This window comes from Pseudomonas chlororaphis subsp. aurantiaca, assembly GCF_013466605.1.
Lineage (GTDB): Bacteria > Pseudomonadota > Gammaproteobacteria > Pseudomonadales > Pseudomonadaceae > Aquipseudomonas > Aquipseudomonas chlororaphis_I.
In genome coordinates this window covers 1,017,963-1,031,622 of the sequence record NZ_CP059162.1, presented here as the reverse complement: position 1 = coordinate 1,031,622, position 13,660 = coordinate 1,017,963, and the positions used below count along the sequence as shown (strand labels likewise).

11 protein-coding genes are annotated in these 13,660 nt (G+C 63.3%); 4 read left to right on the top strand and 7 right to left on the bottom strand.

What is annotated here, in order from left to right:
• Positions 1-21 precede the first annotated feature (21 nt).
• The 7 genes from H0I86_RS04525 to mreB form a co-directional block, all read right to left on the bottom strand.
• Positions 22-861 (bottom strand): carbon-nitrogen hydrolase family protein, encoded by an 840-nt coding sequence (locus H0I86_RS04525; RefSeq protein WP_180924189.1) that lies wholly within the window; start codon positions 859-861, stop codon positions 22-24.
• Positions 862-919: 58 nt separating this feature from the next.
• Positions 920-4,723, bottom strand: coding sequence for a YhdP family protein (locus H0I86_RS04520; protein WP_180924188.1), 3,804 nt, complete (start codon positions 4,721-4,723; stop codon positions 920-922).
• A 75-nt stretch (positions 4,724-4,798) separates the two neighbouring features.
• Positions 4,799-6,256, bottom strand: coding sequence for a ribonuclease G (gene rng / locus H0I86_RS04515; protein ID WP_007929907.1), 1,458 nt, complete (start codon positions 6,254-6,256; stop codon positions 4,799-4,801).
• A gap of 58 nt (positions 6,257-6,314) precedes the next feature.
• Complete coding sequence (locus tag H0I86_RS04510) at positions 6,315-6,914, bottom strand: Maf family protein (protein ID WP_180924187.1); 600 nt, start codon at positions 6,912-6,914, stop codon at positions 6,315-6,317.
• Positions 6,915-6,957: 43 nt separating this feature from the next.
• Positions 6,958-7,434, bottom strand: coding sequence for a rod shape-determining protein MreD (gene mreD / locus H0I86_RS04505; RefSeq protein ID WP_180924186.1), 477 nt, complete (start codon positions 7,432-7,434; stop codon positions 6,958-6,960).
• A complete protein-coding gene (mreC, locus tag H0I86_RS04500) occupies positions 7,434-8,507 on the bottom strand; it encodes a rod shape-determining protein MreC (RefSeq protein ID WP_373369401.1) in 1,074 nt (357 codons plus the stop codon). Before mreC ends, mreD begins: the two co-directional genes overlap by 1 nt.
• A 177-nt stretch (positions 8,508-8,684) precedes the next feature.
• Positions 8,685-9,722, bottom strand: coding sequence for a rod shape-determining protein MreB (mreB, locus tag H0I86_RS04495; RefSeq protein WP_002555108.1), 1,038 nt, complete (start codon positions 9,720-9,722; stop codon positions 8,685-8,687).
• A gap of 210 nt (positions 9,723-9,932) precedes the next feature.
• Here mreB and gatC point away from each other — a divergent pair, with 210 nt between their 5' ends.
• The 4 genes from gatC to H0I86_RS04475 all read left to right on the top strand — a co-directional run bounded on the left by gatC (position 9,933) and on the right by H0I86_RS04475 (position 13,649).
• Positions 9,933-10,220, top strand: a complete 288-nt coding sequence (gene gatC / locus H0I86_RS04490; protein WP_009042181.1) for an Asp-tRNA(Asn)/Glu-tRNA(Gln) amidotransferase subunit GatC — start codon at positions 9,933-9,935, stop codon at positions 10,218-10,220.
• A gap of 16 nt (positions 10,221-10,236) precedes the next feature.
• Positions 10,237-11,688 carry an Asp-tRNA(Asn)/Glu-tRNA(Gln) amidotransferase subunit GatA gene (gene gatA / locus H0I86_RS04485; RefSeq protein WP_180924185.1) on the top strand — a complete coding sequence of 484 codons (1,452 nt, stop codon included), beginning with the start codon at positions 10,237-10,239 and terminating at the stop codon, positions 11,686-11,688.
• Between the two features lie 10 nt (positions 11,689-11,698).
• The gene (gene gatB, locus H0I86_RS04480; protein WP_180924184.1) at positions 11,699-13,144 is read left to right on the top strand and encodes an Asp-tRNA(Asn)/Glu-tRNA(Gln) amidotransferase subunit GatB; all 1,446 of its coding nucleotides are present in this window, start codon (positions 11,699-11,701) and stop codon (positions 13,142-13,144) included.
• Between the two features lie 133 nt (positions 13,145-13,277).
• Complete coding sequence (locus tag H0I86_RS04475) at positions 13,278-13,649, top strand: septal ring lytic transglycosylase RlpA family protein (protein ID WP_009046986.1); 372 nt, start codon at positions 13,278-13,280, stop codon at positions 13,647-13,649.
• Positions 13,650-13,660 lie beyond the last annotated feature (11 nt).

The following is a 13,660-nucleotide window of genomic DNA, read 5'->3' as shown; positions in this document are numbered from 1 at the left end:
TACGCCTTAAATTCGTCGTTCTTAAGCAAGTCGCTGCGCGCCTTGCGAGAAAAAGCGCCGGTGACTGGCCACCGGCATGCGCGCCCGGATGGACGCCTGTTCGCTGCTGTCGCGCTCGGCCAGCAGTACGGCCTCGCCTTGATCCTGTTGCGCCAGCACCCGGCCCCAGGGGTCGACGATGGCCGCATGGCCAAAGGTCTCCCGGGGTCCCGGATGAATGCCGCCCTGCGCCGCCGCCAGCAGGTAACACTGGGTTTCAATGGCCCGGGCACGGACCAATACATCCCAATGTGCCGCGCCGGTCACGGCAGTGAACGCCGAAGGAGCACTGATCAGTTCCGCCCCGGCAGTTCGCAATTCGCTGTACAACTCAGGGAAACGCAGGTCGTAGCACACGGTCAGGCCAATCCGGCCCACCGGCGTATCCGCCACCACCACCTGCTCTCCATGAGCATAGTCATCCGACTCCCGGTAACGGCCGCGATTGTCGGCCACGTCCACGTCGAACAGATGCAGCTTGTCGTAACGCGCCACTTGCTCGCCATATTCGTCGATCAGCAGCGAGCAGGCACGGGCCTTGGCCTCCGGCTGGTCCACCGGAGGCAGCGGCAAGGTGCCGGCCACTATCCATAACTTGAGGTCTCGGGCGGTCTGTTTCAACCAGGGCAGGATCGGACCGTCGCCCCGGGCCTCGGCACGACCGATGGCCGCCGCGTCGCGGCGCCCCATGGCGGCGAAGTTCTCCGGCAGCACGGCCAGCCGCGCACCGCCGGCAGCAGCCTGTTCCAGCAGGCTGCGCGCCTGCTGCAAATTGGCCAGCACGTCGCTCTGGCTGACCATTTGAATCACCGCAAGAGACATGGCGTACTCCAGGTTGGATATGTGGCCATGCTACTCCATAGGCCCGGGCCGCGGTTTTTCAAAAAGGCTTGTCAAAGGTGATTTTCGGGTCCTTCCAGGGCCCCTTGACGCTGTACTGGACGCTGGCGAAGCGCGACACCCGGTCACCGATCAGCTTGTCGATCAGGAACAGCGCCCCGCCGACCGCCGGCGCACCGACAATCAGCGCGGCGATCGGCAGGTTATTGGTCACCGGCAGCGTCACCAGCAGCTTCGAATCCACCTGGTCGGCCACCAGGTCCAGGGTGCCATTGAGTTCCAGGTTGCTCGACGGCCCGGTCAGGGTGATGGGCTCGCGGGTCACATAGACGCCATTGCTGGCCACCAGCAAACCCTTGACCCGGTCGTAGCTCAGGCCCTTGCCGAACAGGTCGGAGAAGTCCAGGCGCAGGCGCCGGCCGATGGAGTTGAAGTTCAGCAGGCCGAAGACCCGCAGGGCCTGCGCCCCGCCTTCGACTTCCACGAACTGACCTTTGCGCAGGGTCGCATCCAGGCTGCCCGAGAAGCGCTTGAGCCCGACCCAGGCCGGCGACCCGGGCCAGCGCCCGTCCACATCCATATGGAACTCTTCGCTGGTCACGGTCGGCGCAAAGCCCCAGCCCTTGAGCACGTCCGCCAGGTTCTTGCCGCCCAGGCGGCCCTTGTACCAGCTGGTGGCCGCGCCGGGTTCGCCTTCCCAGCCACCGGAGCCCTGCAGGACCATGCCCTTGAGGCCCAGGTCGAGGCTGTTGAAGGCCATGCCCTTGGCGGTCGGACGCACTTTCAGCGACCAGGCGCCGATCAGGTCGTTGCCCTGGTACAGCTGATTGATCGAGAGATCCAGCGCCGGGACTTTCTTCGGGTCGACCGAGGCCAGCGGGTCCGGTGCGTTCTCGTCGGCCTGCACCGTCGGATCGGCGGCCGGCAGGCGCACGTACCGCAGATTGACCGCCATCGGTGCGGCCTTGGCATCGGGAATCGCCACGTTGCCCTTGGCCTGCTGGCTGTCGAGCTGCAGGGCCCAGGAGGACGGCTTGCGCGTCAACTGCACACGAGCCTGATCCAGGGTCGTGCCAAAACCGCTGAGCTTGCCGACCCTGAAGTCGGCGCCACTGAGCAGCTGCTTGGCGCCACCGCCCGCGTCCTGCCCGGCATACCGATCGAGCAGCGCCTTCCACGGCTCCACATCCAGTTCCGACAGCACACCGCGCACCCGCAGGCCCTTGCCCCCCGGCAATACGGCATCGCCTTCGCCGAGGAACAACTCGCCACGGCCATCGGCAAAATTGCCGCTCGGCGCGGCGAAGGTAAAGTTGGCCAGATCGCCGTAATCGAACCAGTAACGCCGCTCGGCGCCCTGCAAGGTCATGCGGAAAACGCTGTTGCGCCCCTGGCTGGCCGCCATGCCGAAAGGCGCGGGCAAGTCAACGGCAACCCCCTTGAGGCTGGAGCTGACTATCAGTTGGCTGTCCGCGCCATCGAGGTCGAGCTGCAACTGGTAGGGGATGTCACCGGAAACCGGCAGCGGCTGGTTGTATTTCAGCCATTGCGTGAGTTTATTGACCGACACCTGGCCCTTGGCGACGACCCGGGTATCGAGCTTGCCGGGACGGCCGTCGGCAAAGATCTGCGCGGTCACCGGGCGCTCGAAGGCCTGGGCGCTGATGCCCTGGCCGCTCAAGCCCTTGCTGCTGTCGAAGCGGAAATCGCCCTTGAGCTGGCTCAACTCCAGCTCCGGCTCGCTCAACTTGAGCCGTGCCTTGTTGGTCTTGAAGTCCACCAACACCTTCGGCTCTTCGCCCTTGACCAGCGGGATATCCAGTTTCAGCTTGCCCTGCAGGTCGCCCTCGCCCTGCCAGCCGGCAAAGGTCGGGCCCGTGCCGATCGGCGCTTCCTGAAGAATCTTCAAGCCATCGCCCAGGCCGCCGGCGAACTCGCCGTCGATAAACATATGGGGGCTTTGCCCCGCGGGCGCATGGGGAATATTGACGTAGACGTCGCTCACCTGGGTGTCGAGCAGTTGGCCCTTGCTGGCCAGGATGCGCACACCGCTGTCCTCGATGAACACATCGCCGCTGACCTTGCCGATATGCGGCCAGCCCGGCTGGAAGGCCAGCTCGGCATCGTGCACCTTGAAGAACAGGCTGATGCTGCGCGCGGTGTCGGCCGCGCCATGGTTCAGCGACCCCTGATACTGGAAGAAACCTTCATCCACCGCACCCTTGAGGATCGCCGTGCGCAGCCATTCGTCCAGGGCCGGGCTGAGCACTTCGGGCAGATACTTGGCGGTATAACGACCGTCGCCATCGACCAGGCCGACCCGCAGGTCCATATAGTCTTCCTGGGTGTGGTCGAAATGCAGGCGGATCAGGAAGTCGCCGGCGATCTTGCCCTCCTCGCCCAGGACCTTGAGGTACGGCGCGATCAGGGTGAAGCCCTGCTGGTCGAGCTTCCAGGCCAGCCGGGCGTTGGCCTGGAGGTACTGCCAGGGCTTGGCGAAGATCGGGTCCAGGTGCAAGACAAAGTCCTTGCTGTCCATGCGCAACTCGCCCTGCCCCAGGTCGCCGCTGATGCTGCCGCTGACGTTACGGGCCGCCGGCGCGCCGTGATAGGCGTTGAACCCCACCTGTTCCAGATTGGCGGCAAAACTCAGGCGCTGATCGCCGCTGACCTGCGGGCGGAAATCGAACAGGATGTTGCGCAGCGCGCCCGTGACCTTGAGGTTGTCGATGATGGTCGCGACTTTTTCCGGCAACGGCGCCCAGGCATCCAGGACCGGCGTGAGCGGCGTCAGGTCGAGGCGGTCGGCCTGCAAGTGCCAGAGCTCTTCGGCACTGTTGACGGTACCGGTCTGTTGCAGCTGCAGGCGGGACTCCCAGCGCGTCTCGCCGATGTTCATGGCCAGCGAGTCGAAGGCGACGCTGATCCCTTGGTCGTTACGCTGGAAATAGGCATTGAGCGCCAGGTTCTTCACGGTGATCGGTTTGCGCTCGTCATAGGCCCCGCTGACCTGCGGCGCATTCAGGTGCGCGACCAGGCTCTGCAGTGAACCATCGCCCCAGCTGAACCAGAACTCGCCACCGGCCTTGAGCTCGGAGAACTTCCACTGCTGGGTCACGCGCGGCGGCAGCCATTTCGCCCAGTCGCTTTGTGGCAGGCTCAGATAAGCGTCGGCCTGCCCTTCGCGCCAGGCACTGGCGCGGATTCGCGTGCGCAAGCTGACCGCCAGAGGCTGGCCGTCCGGCAGGGTCAGGCGCGCATCCAGGCGTTGACGGCTGGGGCCGGCACGCAGATTGAGGCCTACATAGGTCAAGGCGATCGCAGGATGGTCGAGCGGTTGCAGGGTCACCTGGCTGTCGAGCACCGACAGTTCACTGACCATCTGCATGCGGTTGAGCAACTGCTCGGGATCGATTGGCTGGTTATCCTGCACCGGCAGGCCTTCGAGCGCCCAGCGCCCATCCGGACCTTCCTTCAGGCTCAGGTTGAGGCCACTGAACTCAAGATGCTTGATCCGCAGCTGGCGCGCCAGGGCGCTGCCGGGCAGATCGGGCGCCACCCGCACCTGATCCAGGCGCAAGGCGTTGGCACCCTCGCCGACTATCACGTCGCGGGCCAACAGGATCGGCGAGAACCCGCTCCAGCTGCCCTCCAGCCGGCCGATCTGCACCGGCATGCCCAAGGTTTCCTGAGCCTTGGCCTGGACCTCGGCCCGATATTCAGCCACCAGCGGGGTCAGTTCCCGACCCAGGCTGACGTACAAGGCCGTCAGCACCAGCAGTAACGCACAAAGCCCCAGCCCCCAGCGGGTCAGAGCAGCGAGAAAGCGCATCAGACGCTCCATGTCAGTTGGCCCCCGTGGCAAGAGTGATGCCCGAACCAAGGCCAGCTGTATCCGGTAAATGTAAGGTACGCGGACTCAGAGCAGCACCACGTCGTATTGTTCCTGGGAATACATGGTTTCGACCTGAAAACGGATGGTCCGGCCGATAAAGGCCTCCAGTTCCGCGACGTTGCCCGACTCTTCGTCGAGCAGCCGGTCGACCACTTTCTGGTTCGCCAGGACCCGATAACCTTCGGCCTGATAGGCCCGCGCCTCCCGCAGGATTTCCCGGAAGATTTCGTAGCAGATGGTTTCCGGGGTTTTCAGCTTGCCGCGGCCCTGGCAGCTGCTGCAGGGTTCGCACAGCACCTGCTCCAGGCTCTCGCGGGTACGCTTGCGGGTCATCTGCACCAGGCCCAGCTCGGTGATGCCGATGATGTTGGTCTTGGCATGATCGCGCTCCAGCTGTTTTTCCAGGGTGCGCAGCACCTGGCGCTGGTGTTCCTCATCTTCCATGTCGATGAAGTCGATGATGATGATCCCGCCCAGGTTGCGCAGGCGCAGCTGGCGGGCAATGGCAGTCGCCGCTTCGAGATTGGTCTTGAAGATGGTTTCTTCGAGGTTGCGGTGACCGACGAAAGCCCCGGTGTTGACGTCGATGGTGCTCATGGCTTCCGCCGGGTCGACCACCAGGTAACCGCCGGACTTGAGCGGCACCTTGCGCTCCAGGGCTTTCTGGATTTCGTCTTCGACGCCATACAGGTCGAAGATCGGCCGCTCGCCCGGATAGTGTTCCAGGCGATCGGCGATCTCCGGCATCAGTTCGGCGACGAACTGTGTGGTTTTCTGGAAGGTTTCCCGGGAGTCGATGCGGATCTTCTCGATCTTCGGGCTGACCAGGTCGCGCAGCGTACGCAGGGCCAGGCCCAGGTCTTCGTAAATGACGCTGGGCGCGCCGATGGTCTTGATCTGCGCGCCGATCTGGTCCCACAGGCGGCGCAGGTAACGGATGTCCATCATGATTTCGTCGGCGCCCGCGCCCTCGGCGGCGGTACGCAGGATAAAACCACCGGCTTCCTTGATGCCTTCCTGGGCCACGCAATCGCTGACCACCTGTTTCAGGCGCTCGCGTTCGGCTTCATCCTCGATCTTCAGCGAGATGCCGACATGGGCGGTGCGCGGCATGTACACCAGGTAACGCGAAGGGATCGACAGCTGGGTAGTCAGGCGCGCGCCCTTGGAGCCGATCGGATCCTTGGTTACCTGCACCACCAGGCTCTGCCCTTCATGGACCAGGGCGCCGATGCTTTCCACCGCCGGCCCTTCGCGCAGGGAGATTTCCGATGCATGAATGAACGCCGCGCGATCCAGGCCGATATCGACGAACGCCGCCTGCATGCCGGGCAGAACCCGAACCACCTTGCCTTTATAGATATTGCCGACAATTCCGCGACGCTGGGTACGCTCGACATGGACTTCTTGCAGCACACCGTTTTCGACCACCGCCACGCGCGACTCCATCGGCGTGATGTTGATCAGAATCTCTTCGCTCATGGCAGGGTCTCGTTCAGGCATATTCACTATGGATGGCCGCATCGGTCAGGTACGGCGCTTAGCGCACTGCAAGGTTTTGCCAACAGGGTATGCCGAAATGGCCCAGTAGTTCTGCGGTTTCGCATACCGGCAAGCCGACGACAGCGGAATAACTGCCATTGAGCCCTGCCACGAATACCGCCGCAAGCCCCTGGATGCCATAACCGCCAGCCTTGTCGCGGGGCTCGCCGCTGGCCCAGTAGCGGGCGGCCTCGTCATCGCCGATCGCCCGGAAGCGCACCAGGCTGCGCACCACCCGCGACTCGCAGCGCTGGCCATCAAGCACGGCAATGGCGGTCAGCACTTCATGTTCGCGATCCGACAGCGCCATGAGCATCGACTGCGCATCGGCCTGGTCCATCGGCTTGCCCAGGATCCGTCCATCCAGGACCACCGCGGTGTCGGCGCCCAGGACACAGGCCGCAACCTGGCCATTGGCGAGCAGTGCATACCCGGCCGCCGCCTTGTCGCGCGCCAGGCGCTCGACATAGGCCACAGGGCTTTCATCGGGGAGAGGGGTTTCGTCGATATCCGCGCTGATGGCGGTAAAAGGCACGCCGATCTGCGTGAGCAGTTCGCGTCGACGCGGCGAGCCTGAGGCGAGGTAAAGCGATTTCATCAAGACATCTCCCTGTCGAGGTACGGGCAAATGCCTGACCGAATCAATTGATTTTGAAACGTCGGCGCAACCCGCGCAAACCGAAGCTGACCCAAGGCCAGAGCAAGGCACTGACCAATGCCGGCAGAACCAGCGCGAGGGTCGGTTGACGGTTGCCGGTCAAGGTGCTGAGCCACAGCTGGACCAGTTGTGCCAGGCCGAAGATCACCAGGATCACCAGGCTTTGCTGCCACATCGGGAACATGCGCAAGCGTTGTTGCAATGACAGCACCAGGAAGGTGATCAGGGTCAGGATCAGCGCGTTCTGCCCCAGCAATGTGCCGTACAGCACATCCTCGGCCAGCCCCAGGCACCAGGCCGTGACCATACCGACCTTATGCGGCAGGGCCAGGGCCCAGAACGCCAGCAGCAAGGCCAGCCAGAGCGGGCGCAGGATTTCCATGAATTGCGGCAAGGGGGACACGCTGAGCAGCATGCCGATGGCGAAGGTCAGCCAGACCATCCAGCCGTTTCGGGACATTATTCTCTTCCTCCCGTGGAGGCCGGGGCCGCTGCAGGCGGCTTGGGCGCGGCGGGCCTGGTGACGGCTGGCTTGACTGGAGCCGGATGGGCCACGGGCTTGACCGGGGTCGTGGCAGATGGTGTCGCGGGGGCTGCGGCCGGAGCAGCTGGAGCAGTCGCGGTCGCAGGCGTCGCGGGCACGACAGGCTTGGGCACGGTCGCCGGAACCACCGGAGCGACGGCGCCACCTTGCTGATCCTGCGCTTCCTGAGCCTGGGCGGCGTCGTTGGCACGCTCCTCGGCGGTGCGGTTATCGCTGAACACCAGCAGCAGGTAACGGCTGCGGTTCAAGGCGGCCGTCGGCACGGCGCGCACTATGGCAAATGGCTGGCCGGAGTCATGGATCACTTCCTTGACCGTCGCCACCGGGTAACCCGCCGGGAAACGCTGACCCAGGCCGGAGCTGACCAGCAGGTCGCCTTCCTTGATGTCCGCGGTGTCGGCCACGTGACGCAGTTCCAGACGCTCCGGGTTGCCGGTACCGCTGGCAATCGCCCGCAGACCGTTGCGGTTCACCTGGACAGGAATGCTGTGGGTGGTGTCGGTGAGCAGCAGCACGCGGGAGGTGTAAGGCATCAGCTCGACCACCTGCCCCATCAGGCCACGGGCATCGAGCACCGGTTGCCCGAGCACCACGCCGTCGCGCTCACCCTTGTTGATGATGATGCGATGGGTGAAGGGGTTGGGGTCCATGCCGATCAGCTCGGCCACTTCGACCTTCTCGTTGACCAGCGCGGAAGAGTTGAGCAACTCGCGCAGGCGAACGTTCTGCTCGGTCAGGGCCGCGAGCTTTTGCATGCGCCCCTGGAGCAACAGGTTTTCGGTCTTGAGTTTTTCGTTTTCGGCGACCAGTTCGGTGCGGCTGCCAAACTGACTGGCCACACCCTGCCATAGCCGTTGCGGCAGGTCGGTGATCCAGTAGGACTGCATCAGCACCAGCGACATTTGGCTACGCACTGGCTTGAGCAGTGTGAAGCGGGCATCGACCACCATCAGCGCGACCGATAGCACGACCAGCACCAACAGGCGCACGCCCAGTGAGGGGCCTTTGGCGAAAAGCGGTTTAATAAGCCGCTCCTCCCAGGCAAATGTTCTCTTTATTCATACGGCTTCAAACCGGCCTGGAGCAGAATGACAGAAGATAAACGCCAACAGGCAGCACTGCAAAGTGCTGCCTGCGAGCGGAACACATGGATGCACCCGGCGCGATTATTCGCTGGAGAGCAGGTCCATGGTGTGTTTGTCCATCATTTCCAATGCACGGCCACCGCCGCGGGCTACGCAGGTCAGCGGGTCTTCGGCGACGATCACCGGCAGACCGGTTTCCTGGGCCAGCAACTTGTCCAGGTCACGCAGCAGGGCGCCACCACCGGTCAGCACCAGGCCACGCTCGGCGATGTCCGAAGCCAGTTCCGGAGGCGATTGCTCCAGCGCGCTTTTCACAGCCTGAACGATGGTTGCCAGGGACTCTTGCAGAGCCTCCAGCACTTCATTGGAGTTCAGGGTGAATGCACGTGGCACGCCTTCGGCCAGGTTACGGCCACGAACGTCGACCTCACGGACTTCGCCGCCCGGGTAGGCAGTACCGATTTCCTGCTTGATGCGCTCGGCGGTGGATTCGCCGATCAGGCTGCCGTAGTTGCGACGCACGTAGGTGATGATCGCTTCGTCGAAACGGTCGCCGCCGACACGTACGGATTCGGCGTACACCACACCGTTCAGGGAGATCAGGGCGATCTCGGTGGTACCACCACCGATATCCACGACCATCGAACCGCGGGCTTCTTCGACCGGCAGGCCGGCACCGATCGCGGCCGCCATCGGCTCTTCGATCAGGAACACTTCACGGGCACCGGCACCGAGGGCCGATTCACGGATGGCACGACGTTCAACCTGGGTGGACTTGCATGGAACGCAGATCAGCACACGAGGGCTGGGCTGCAGGAAACTGTTTTCGTGAACCTTGTTGATAAAGTATTGCAGCATCTTTTCGCAGACACTGAAGTCGGCGATCACGCCATCCTTCATCGGACGAATGGCAGCAATGTTGCCCGGAGTACGACCGAGCATGCGTTTGGCTTCGGTACCGACAGCCACGACACTTTTCTGATTACCGTGGGTCCGAATGGCCACAACCGATGGTTCATTCAGGACAATACCGCGCTCGCGCACGTAAATAAGGGTGTTGGCAGTGCCCAGGTCAATGGAAAGATCGCTGGAAAACATGCCACGCAGTTTCTTGAACATGGGAAAGGGACCCTAGGCAACGCGTGGGTAAAAAAGTGCGGCAAACTCTAACAACGACAGGGATTTTGGGCAAGGCGCCAATATGTTAAATTGACCGCTTTTCTGTGCACCAACCCCCACAATCGCGGCCTTATGACCGTAGAAATGCGGTAGTGTTCCGACAATCTAACACACGGACGAGATCCGTTCTGTTTTCCACTGGAGAATCCCATGGCGCTTGAACGCTCCGACGTGGAAAAAATCGCTCATCTGGCCAGCCTTGGCCTCAATGAAGCCGATCTTCCACACATCACCTCCGACCTGAACAGCATTCTCGGGCTGGTGGATGCAATGCAGGCAGTCGATACCGACGGTATCGAGCCCCTGGCCCACCCGCTGGAAGCCAGCCAGCGCCTGCGCGCAGACGTTGTGACCGAGTCCAATCATCGCGAGGCCTATCAGTCCATCGCACCAGCGGTCGAAAACGGCCTGTACCTGGTTCCGAAAGTCATCGACTAAAGGGAAAGAGCCTGCAATGCATCACATGACCCTGGCCGAGATCGCCCGCGGACTCGCCGACAAGAAGTTTTCCTCCGAAGAGCTGACCAAGACCCTGCTGGCGCGTATCACCCAGCTCGACCCGCAGCTCAACAGCTTCATCAGCCTCACCGAAGATCTCGCGCTGCAGCAGGCCAAGGCCGCTGACGCCCGTCGCGCGAACGGTGAGAGCGGCGCCCTGCTCGGCGCGCCGATCGCCCACAAGGACCTGTTCTGCACCCAGGGCATCCGCACCAGCTGCGGCTCGAAGATGCTCGACAACTTCAAGGCGCCCTACGACGCCACCGTGGTCGCCAAGCTGGCCGCCGCCGGGACCGTGACTCTGGGCAAGACCAACATGGACGAATTCGCCATGGGCTCGGGCAACGAGACCAGCTATTACGGCGCGGCGAAAAACCCATGGAACCTGGAACGCGTTCCAGGCGGCTCGTCCGGCGGTTCGGCCGCCGCAGTGGCCGCGCGCCTGCTGCCTGCCGCCACCGGCACCGACACCGGCGGCTCGATCCGCCAGCCGGCGGCGCTGACCAACCTCACCGGCCTGAAGCCGACCTACGGTCGCGTTTCGCGCTGGGGCATGATCGCCTACGCCTCCAGCCTCGACCAGGGCGGCCCGCTGACGCGCACCGCCGAGGACTGCGCGATCCTGCTGCAAGGCATGGCCGGCTTCGACCCGCAGGACTCCACCAGCATCGACGAACCGGTACCGGACTACAGCGCCAGCCTCAACGACTCGCTGCAGGGCCTGCGCATCGGCGTACCCAAGGAATACTTCAGCGCCGGTCTCGACCCGCGCATCGCCGAGCTGATCCACAACAGCGTCAAGGAGCTGGAAAAGCTCGGCGCCGTGATCAAGGAAATCAGCCTGCCGAACATGCAGCACGCGATCCCGGCGTACTACGTGATCGCTCCGGCGGAGGCCTCCTCCAACCTGTCGCGCTTCGACGGCGTGCGGTTCGGCTATCGCTGCGAAGATCCGAAGAACCTCACCGACCTGTACAAGCGTTCCCGTGGCGAAGGTTTCGGCCGCGAAGTGCAACGCCGGATCATGGTCGGTGCCTACGCCCTGTCGGCCGGCTACTACGACGCCTACTACCTGAAGGCACAGAAGATCCGTCGCCTGATCAAGAACGACTTCATGGCTGCCTTTAATGAAGTCGACATCATCCTTGGCCCGACCACGCCGAACCTGGCCTGGAAAATCGGCGACAAGAGCAGCGACCCGGTCGCTGCGTATCTGGAAGACGTTTACACCATCACCGCCAACCTCGCGGGCCTGCCGGGCTTGTCCATGCCCGCCGGCTTCGTCGACGGCTTGCCGGTCGGCGTGCAGTTGCTCGCCCCGTATTTCCAGGAAGGCCGTCTGTTGAACGTTGCCCACCAGTATCAGTTGAACACTGACTGGCACACCCGCACACCAACCGGCTTCTGAGGAGAAACACATGCAATGGGAAGTCGTGATCGGGCTGGAGATTCACACCCAGCTCACCACCAAATCGAAGATTTTCTCCGGTAGCTCCACCGCCTTCGGCGCCGAGCCCAATACCCAGGCCAGCCTGGTGGACCTGGGCATGCCCGGCGTACTGCCGGTGCTGAACCAGGAAGCGGTGCGCATGGCGGTCATGTTCGGCCTGGCCATCGACGCCGAGATCGGCCAGCACAACGTGTTCGCCCGCAAGAACTACTTCTACCCGGACCTGCCCAAGGGCTACCAGATCAGCCAGATGGAACTGCCGATCGTCGGCAAGGGCCACCTGGACATCCCGCTGGAAGACGGCACGGTCAAACGCGTCGGCATCACCCGCGCGCACCTGGAAGAAGACGCCGGCAAGAGCCTGCACGAAGAGTTCAACGGCGCCAGCGGCATCGACCTGAACCGCGCCGGCACCCCGCTGCTGGAAATCGTTTCCGAGCCGGACATGCGCAGCGCCAAGGAAGCCGTGGCCTACGTCAAGTCGATCCACGCCCTGGTGCGTTACCTGGGGATCTGCGACGGCAACATGGCCGAAGGCTCCCTGCGTTGCGACTGCAACGTGTCGGTACGCCCGAAAGGCCAGGCCGAGTTCGGCACTCGTTGCGAGATCAAGAACGTCAACTCGTTCCGCTTCATCGAGAAAGCCATCAACTCGGAAGTCCAGCGCCAGATCGAGCTGATCGAGGACGGCGGCAAGGTCATCCAGCAGACCCGCCTGTACGACCCGAACAAGGACGAAACCCGTCCGATGCGCAGCAAGGAAGAAGCCAACGACTACCGTTACTTCCCCGACCCGGACCTGCTGCCGGTGGTCATCGAGGACTCGTTCCTCGACCAGGTACGCGCCACCCTGCCGGAACTGCCACCGCAGAAACGCGAGCGTTTCCAGGAGCAGTTCGGCCTGTCGGTCTACGACGCCAGCGTACTGGCCTCGAGCCGCGAGCAAGCGGACTACTTCGAGAAAGTAGTGAAGATCGCCGGTGACGCCAAGCTGGCGGCCAACTGGGTCATGGTCGAGCTGGGCAGCCTGTTGAACAAGCAGGGCCTGGAAATCGACGAGGCGCCAGTCTCGGCCGAACAGTTGGGCGGCATGCTGCTGCGCATCAAGGATAACACCATCTCCGGCAAGATCGCCAAGACCGTGTTCGAAGCCATGGCCAATGGCGAAGGTCAGGCCGACGAGATCATCGACAAGCGCGGCCTCAAGCAGGTCACCGACACCGGCGCCATCTCCGCCGTATTGGACGAAATGCTGGCGGCCAACGCCGAGCAGGTCGAGCAGTATCGCGCCGCCGATGAAGCCAAGCGCGGCAAGATGTTCGGCTTCTTCGTCGGCCAGGCGATGAAGGCCTCCAAAGGCAAGGCCAACCCGCAACAGGTCAACGAACTGCTGAAAAGCAAGCTCGAAGGCTGATAGCGGCGTGGATGGCGGGCATTCGATAGTGCGCCGCCCTGTGCAGGAGCGAACTTGCTGGCGATACGTTGTCTCAGACACAACGCTATCGCGAGCAAGTCCGCTCCTGTATTGGTATTTAGGGCTCCCTTTTATGAAGTCGCTACTGGCTGCCTGTTCCCTGCTCTTTCTCCTGGCCGGCTGCGCCAGCCATGTCATCGACCCGCGGGGTTACGACAAGACCGGCGTCGCCTCCTATTACGGAGCCAAGCATCACGGCAAACGCACCGCCAGCGGCGAACCCTTCAACCAGCACGGCATGACCGCCGCGCACCGCGAGCTGCCATTCGGCACCCGCGTCAAAGTCACCAACCTCAATAACGACAAGAGCGTCGTGGTCCGGATCAACGACCGTGGCCCGCATACCCGTGGCCGCCTGATCGATTTGTCGCGTGCCGCCGCGCAACAGTTGGGTATGATCAGAAGCGGCACCGCCAAGGTGCGCGTGCAAGCCATCAGCGACTGACCCACGGAGCC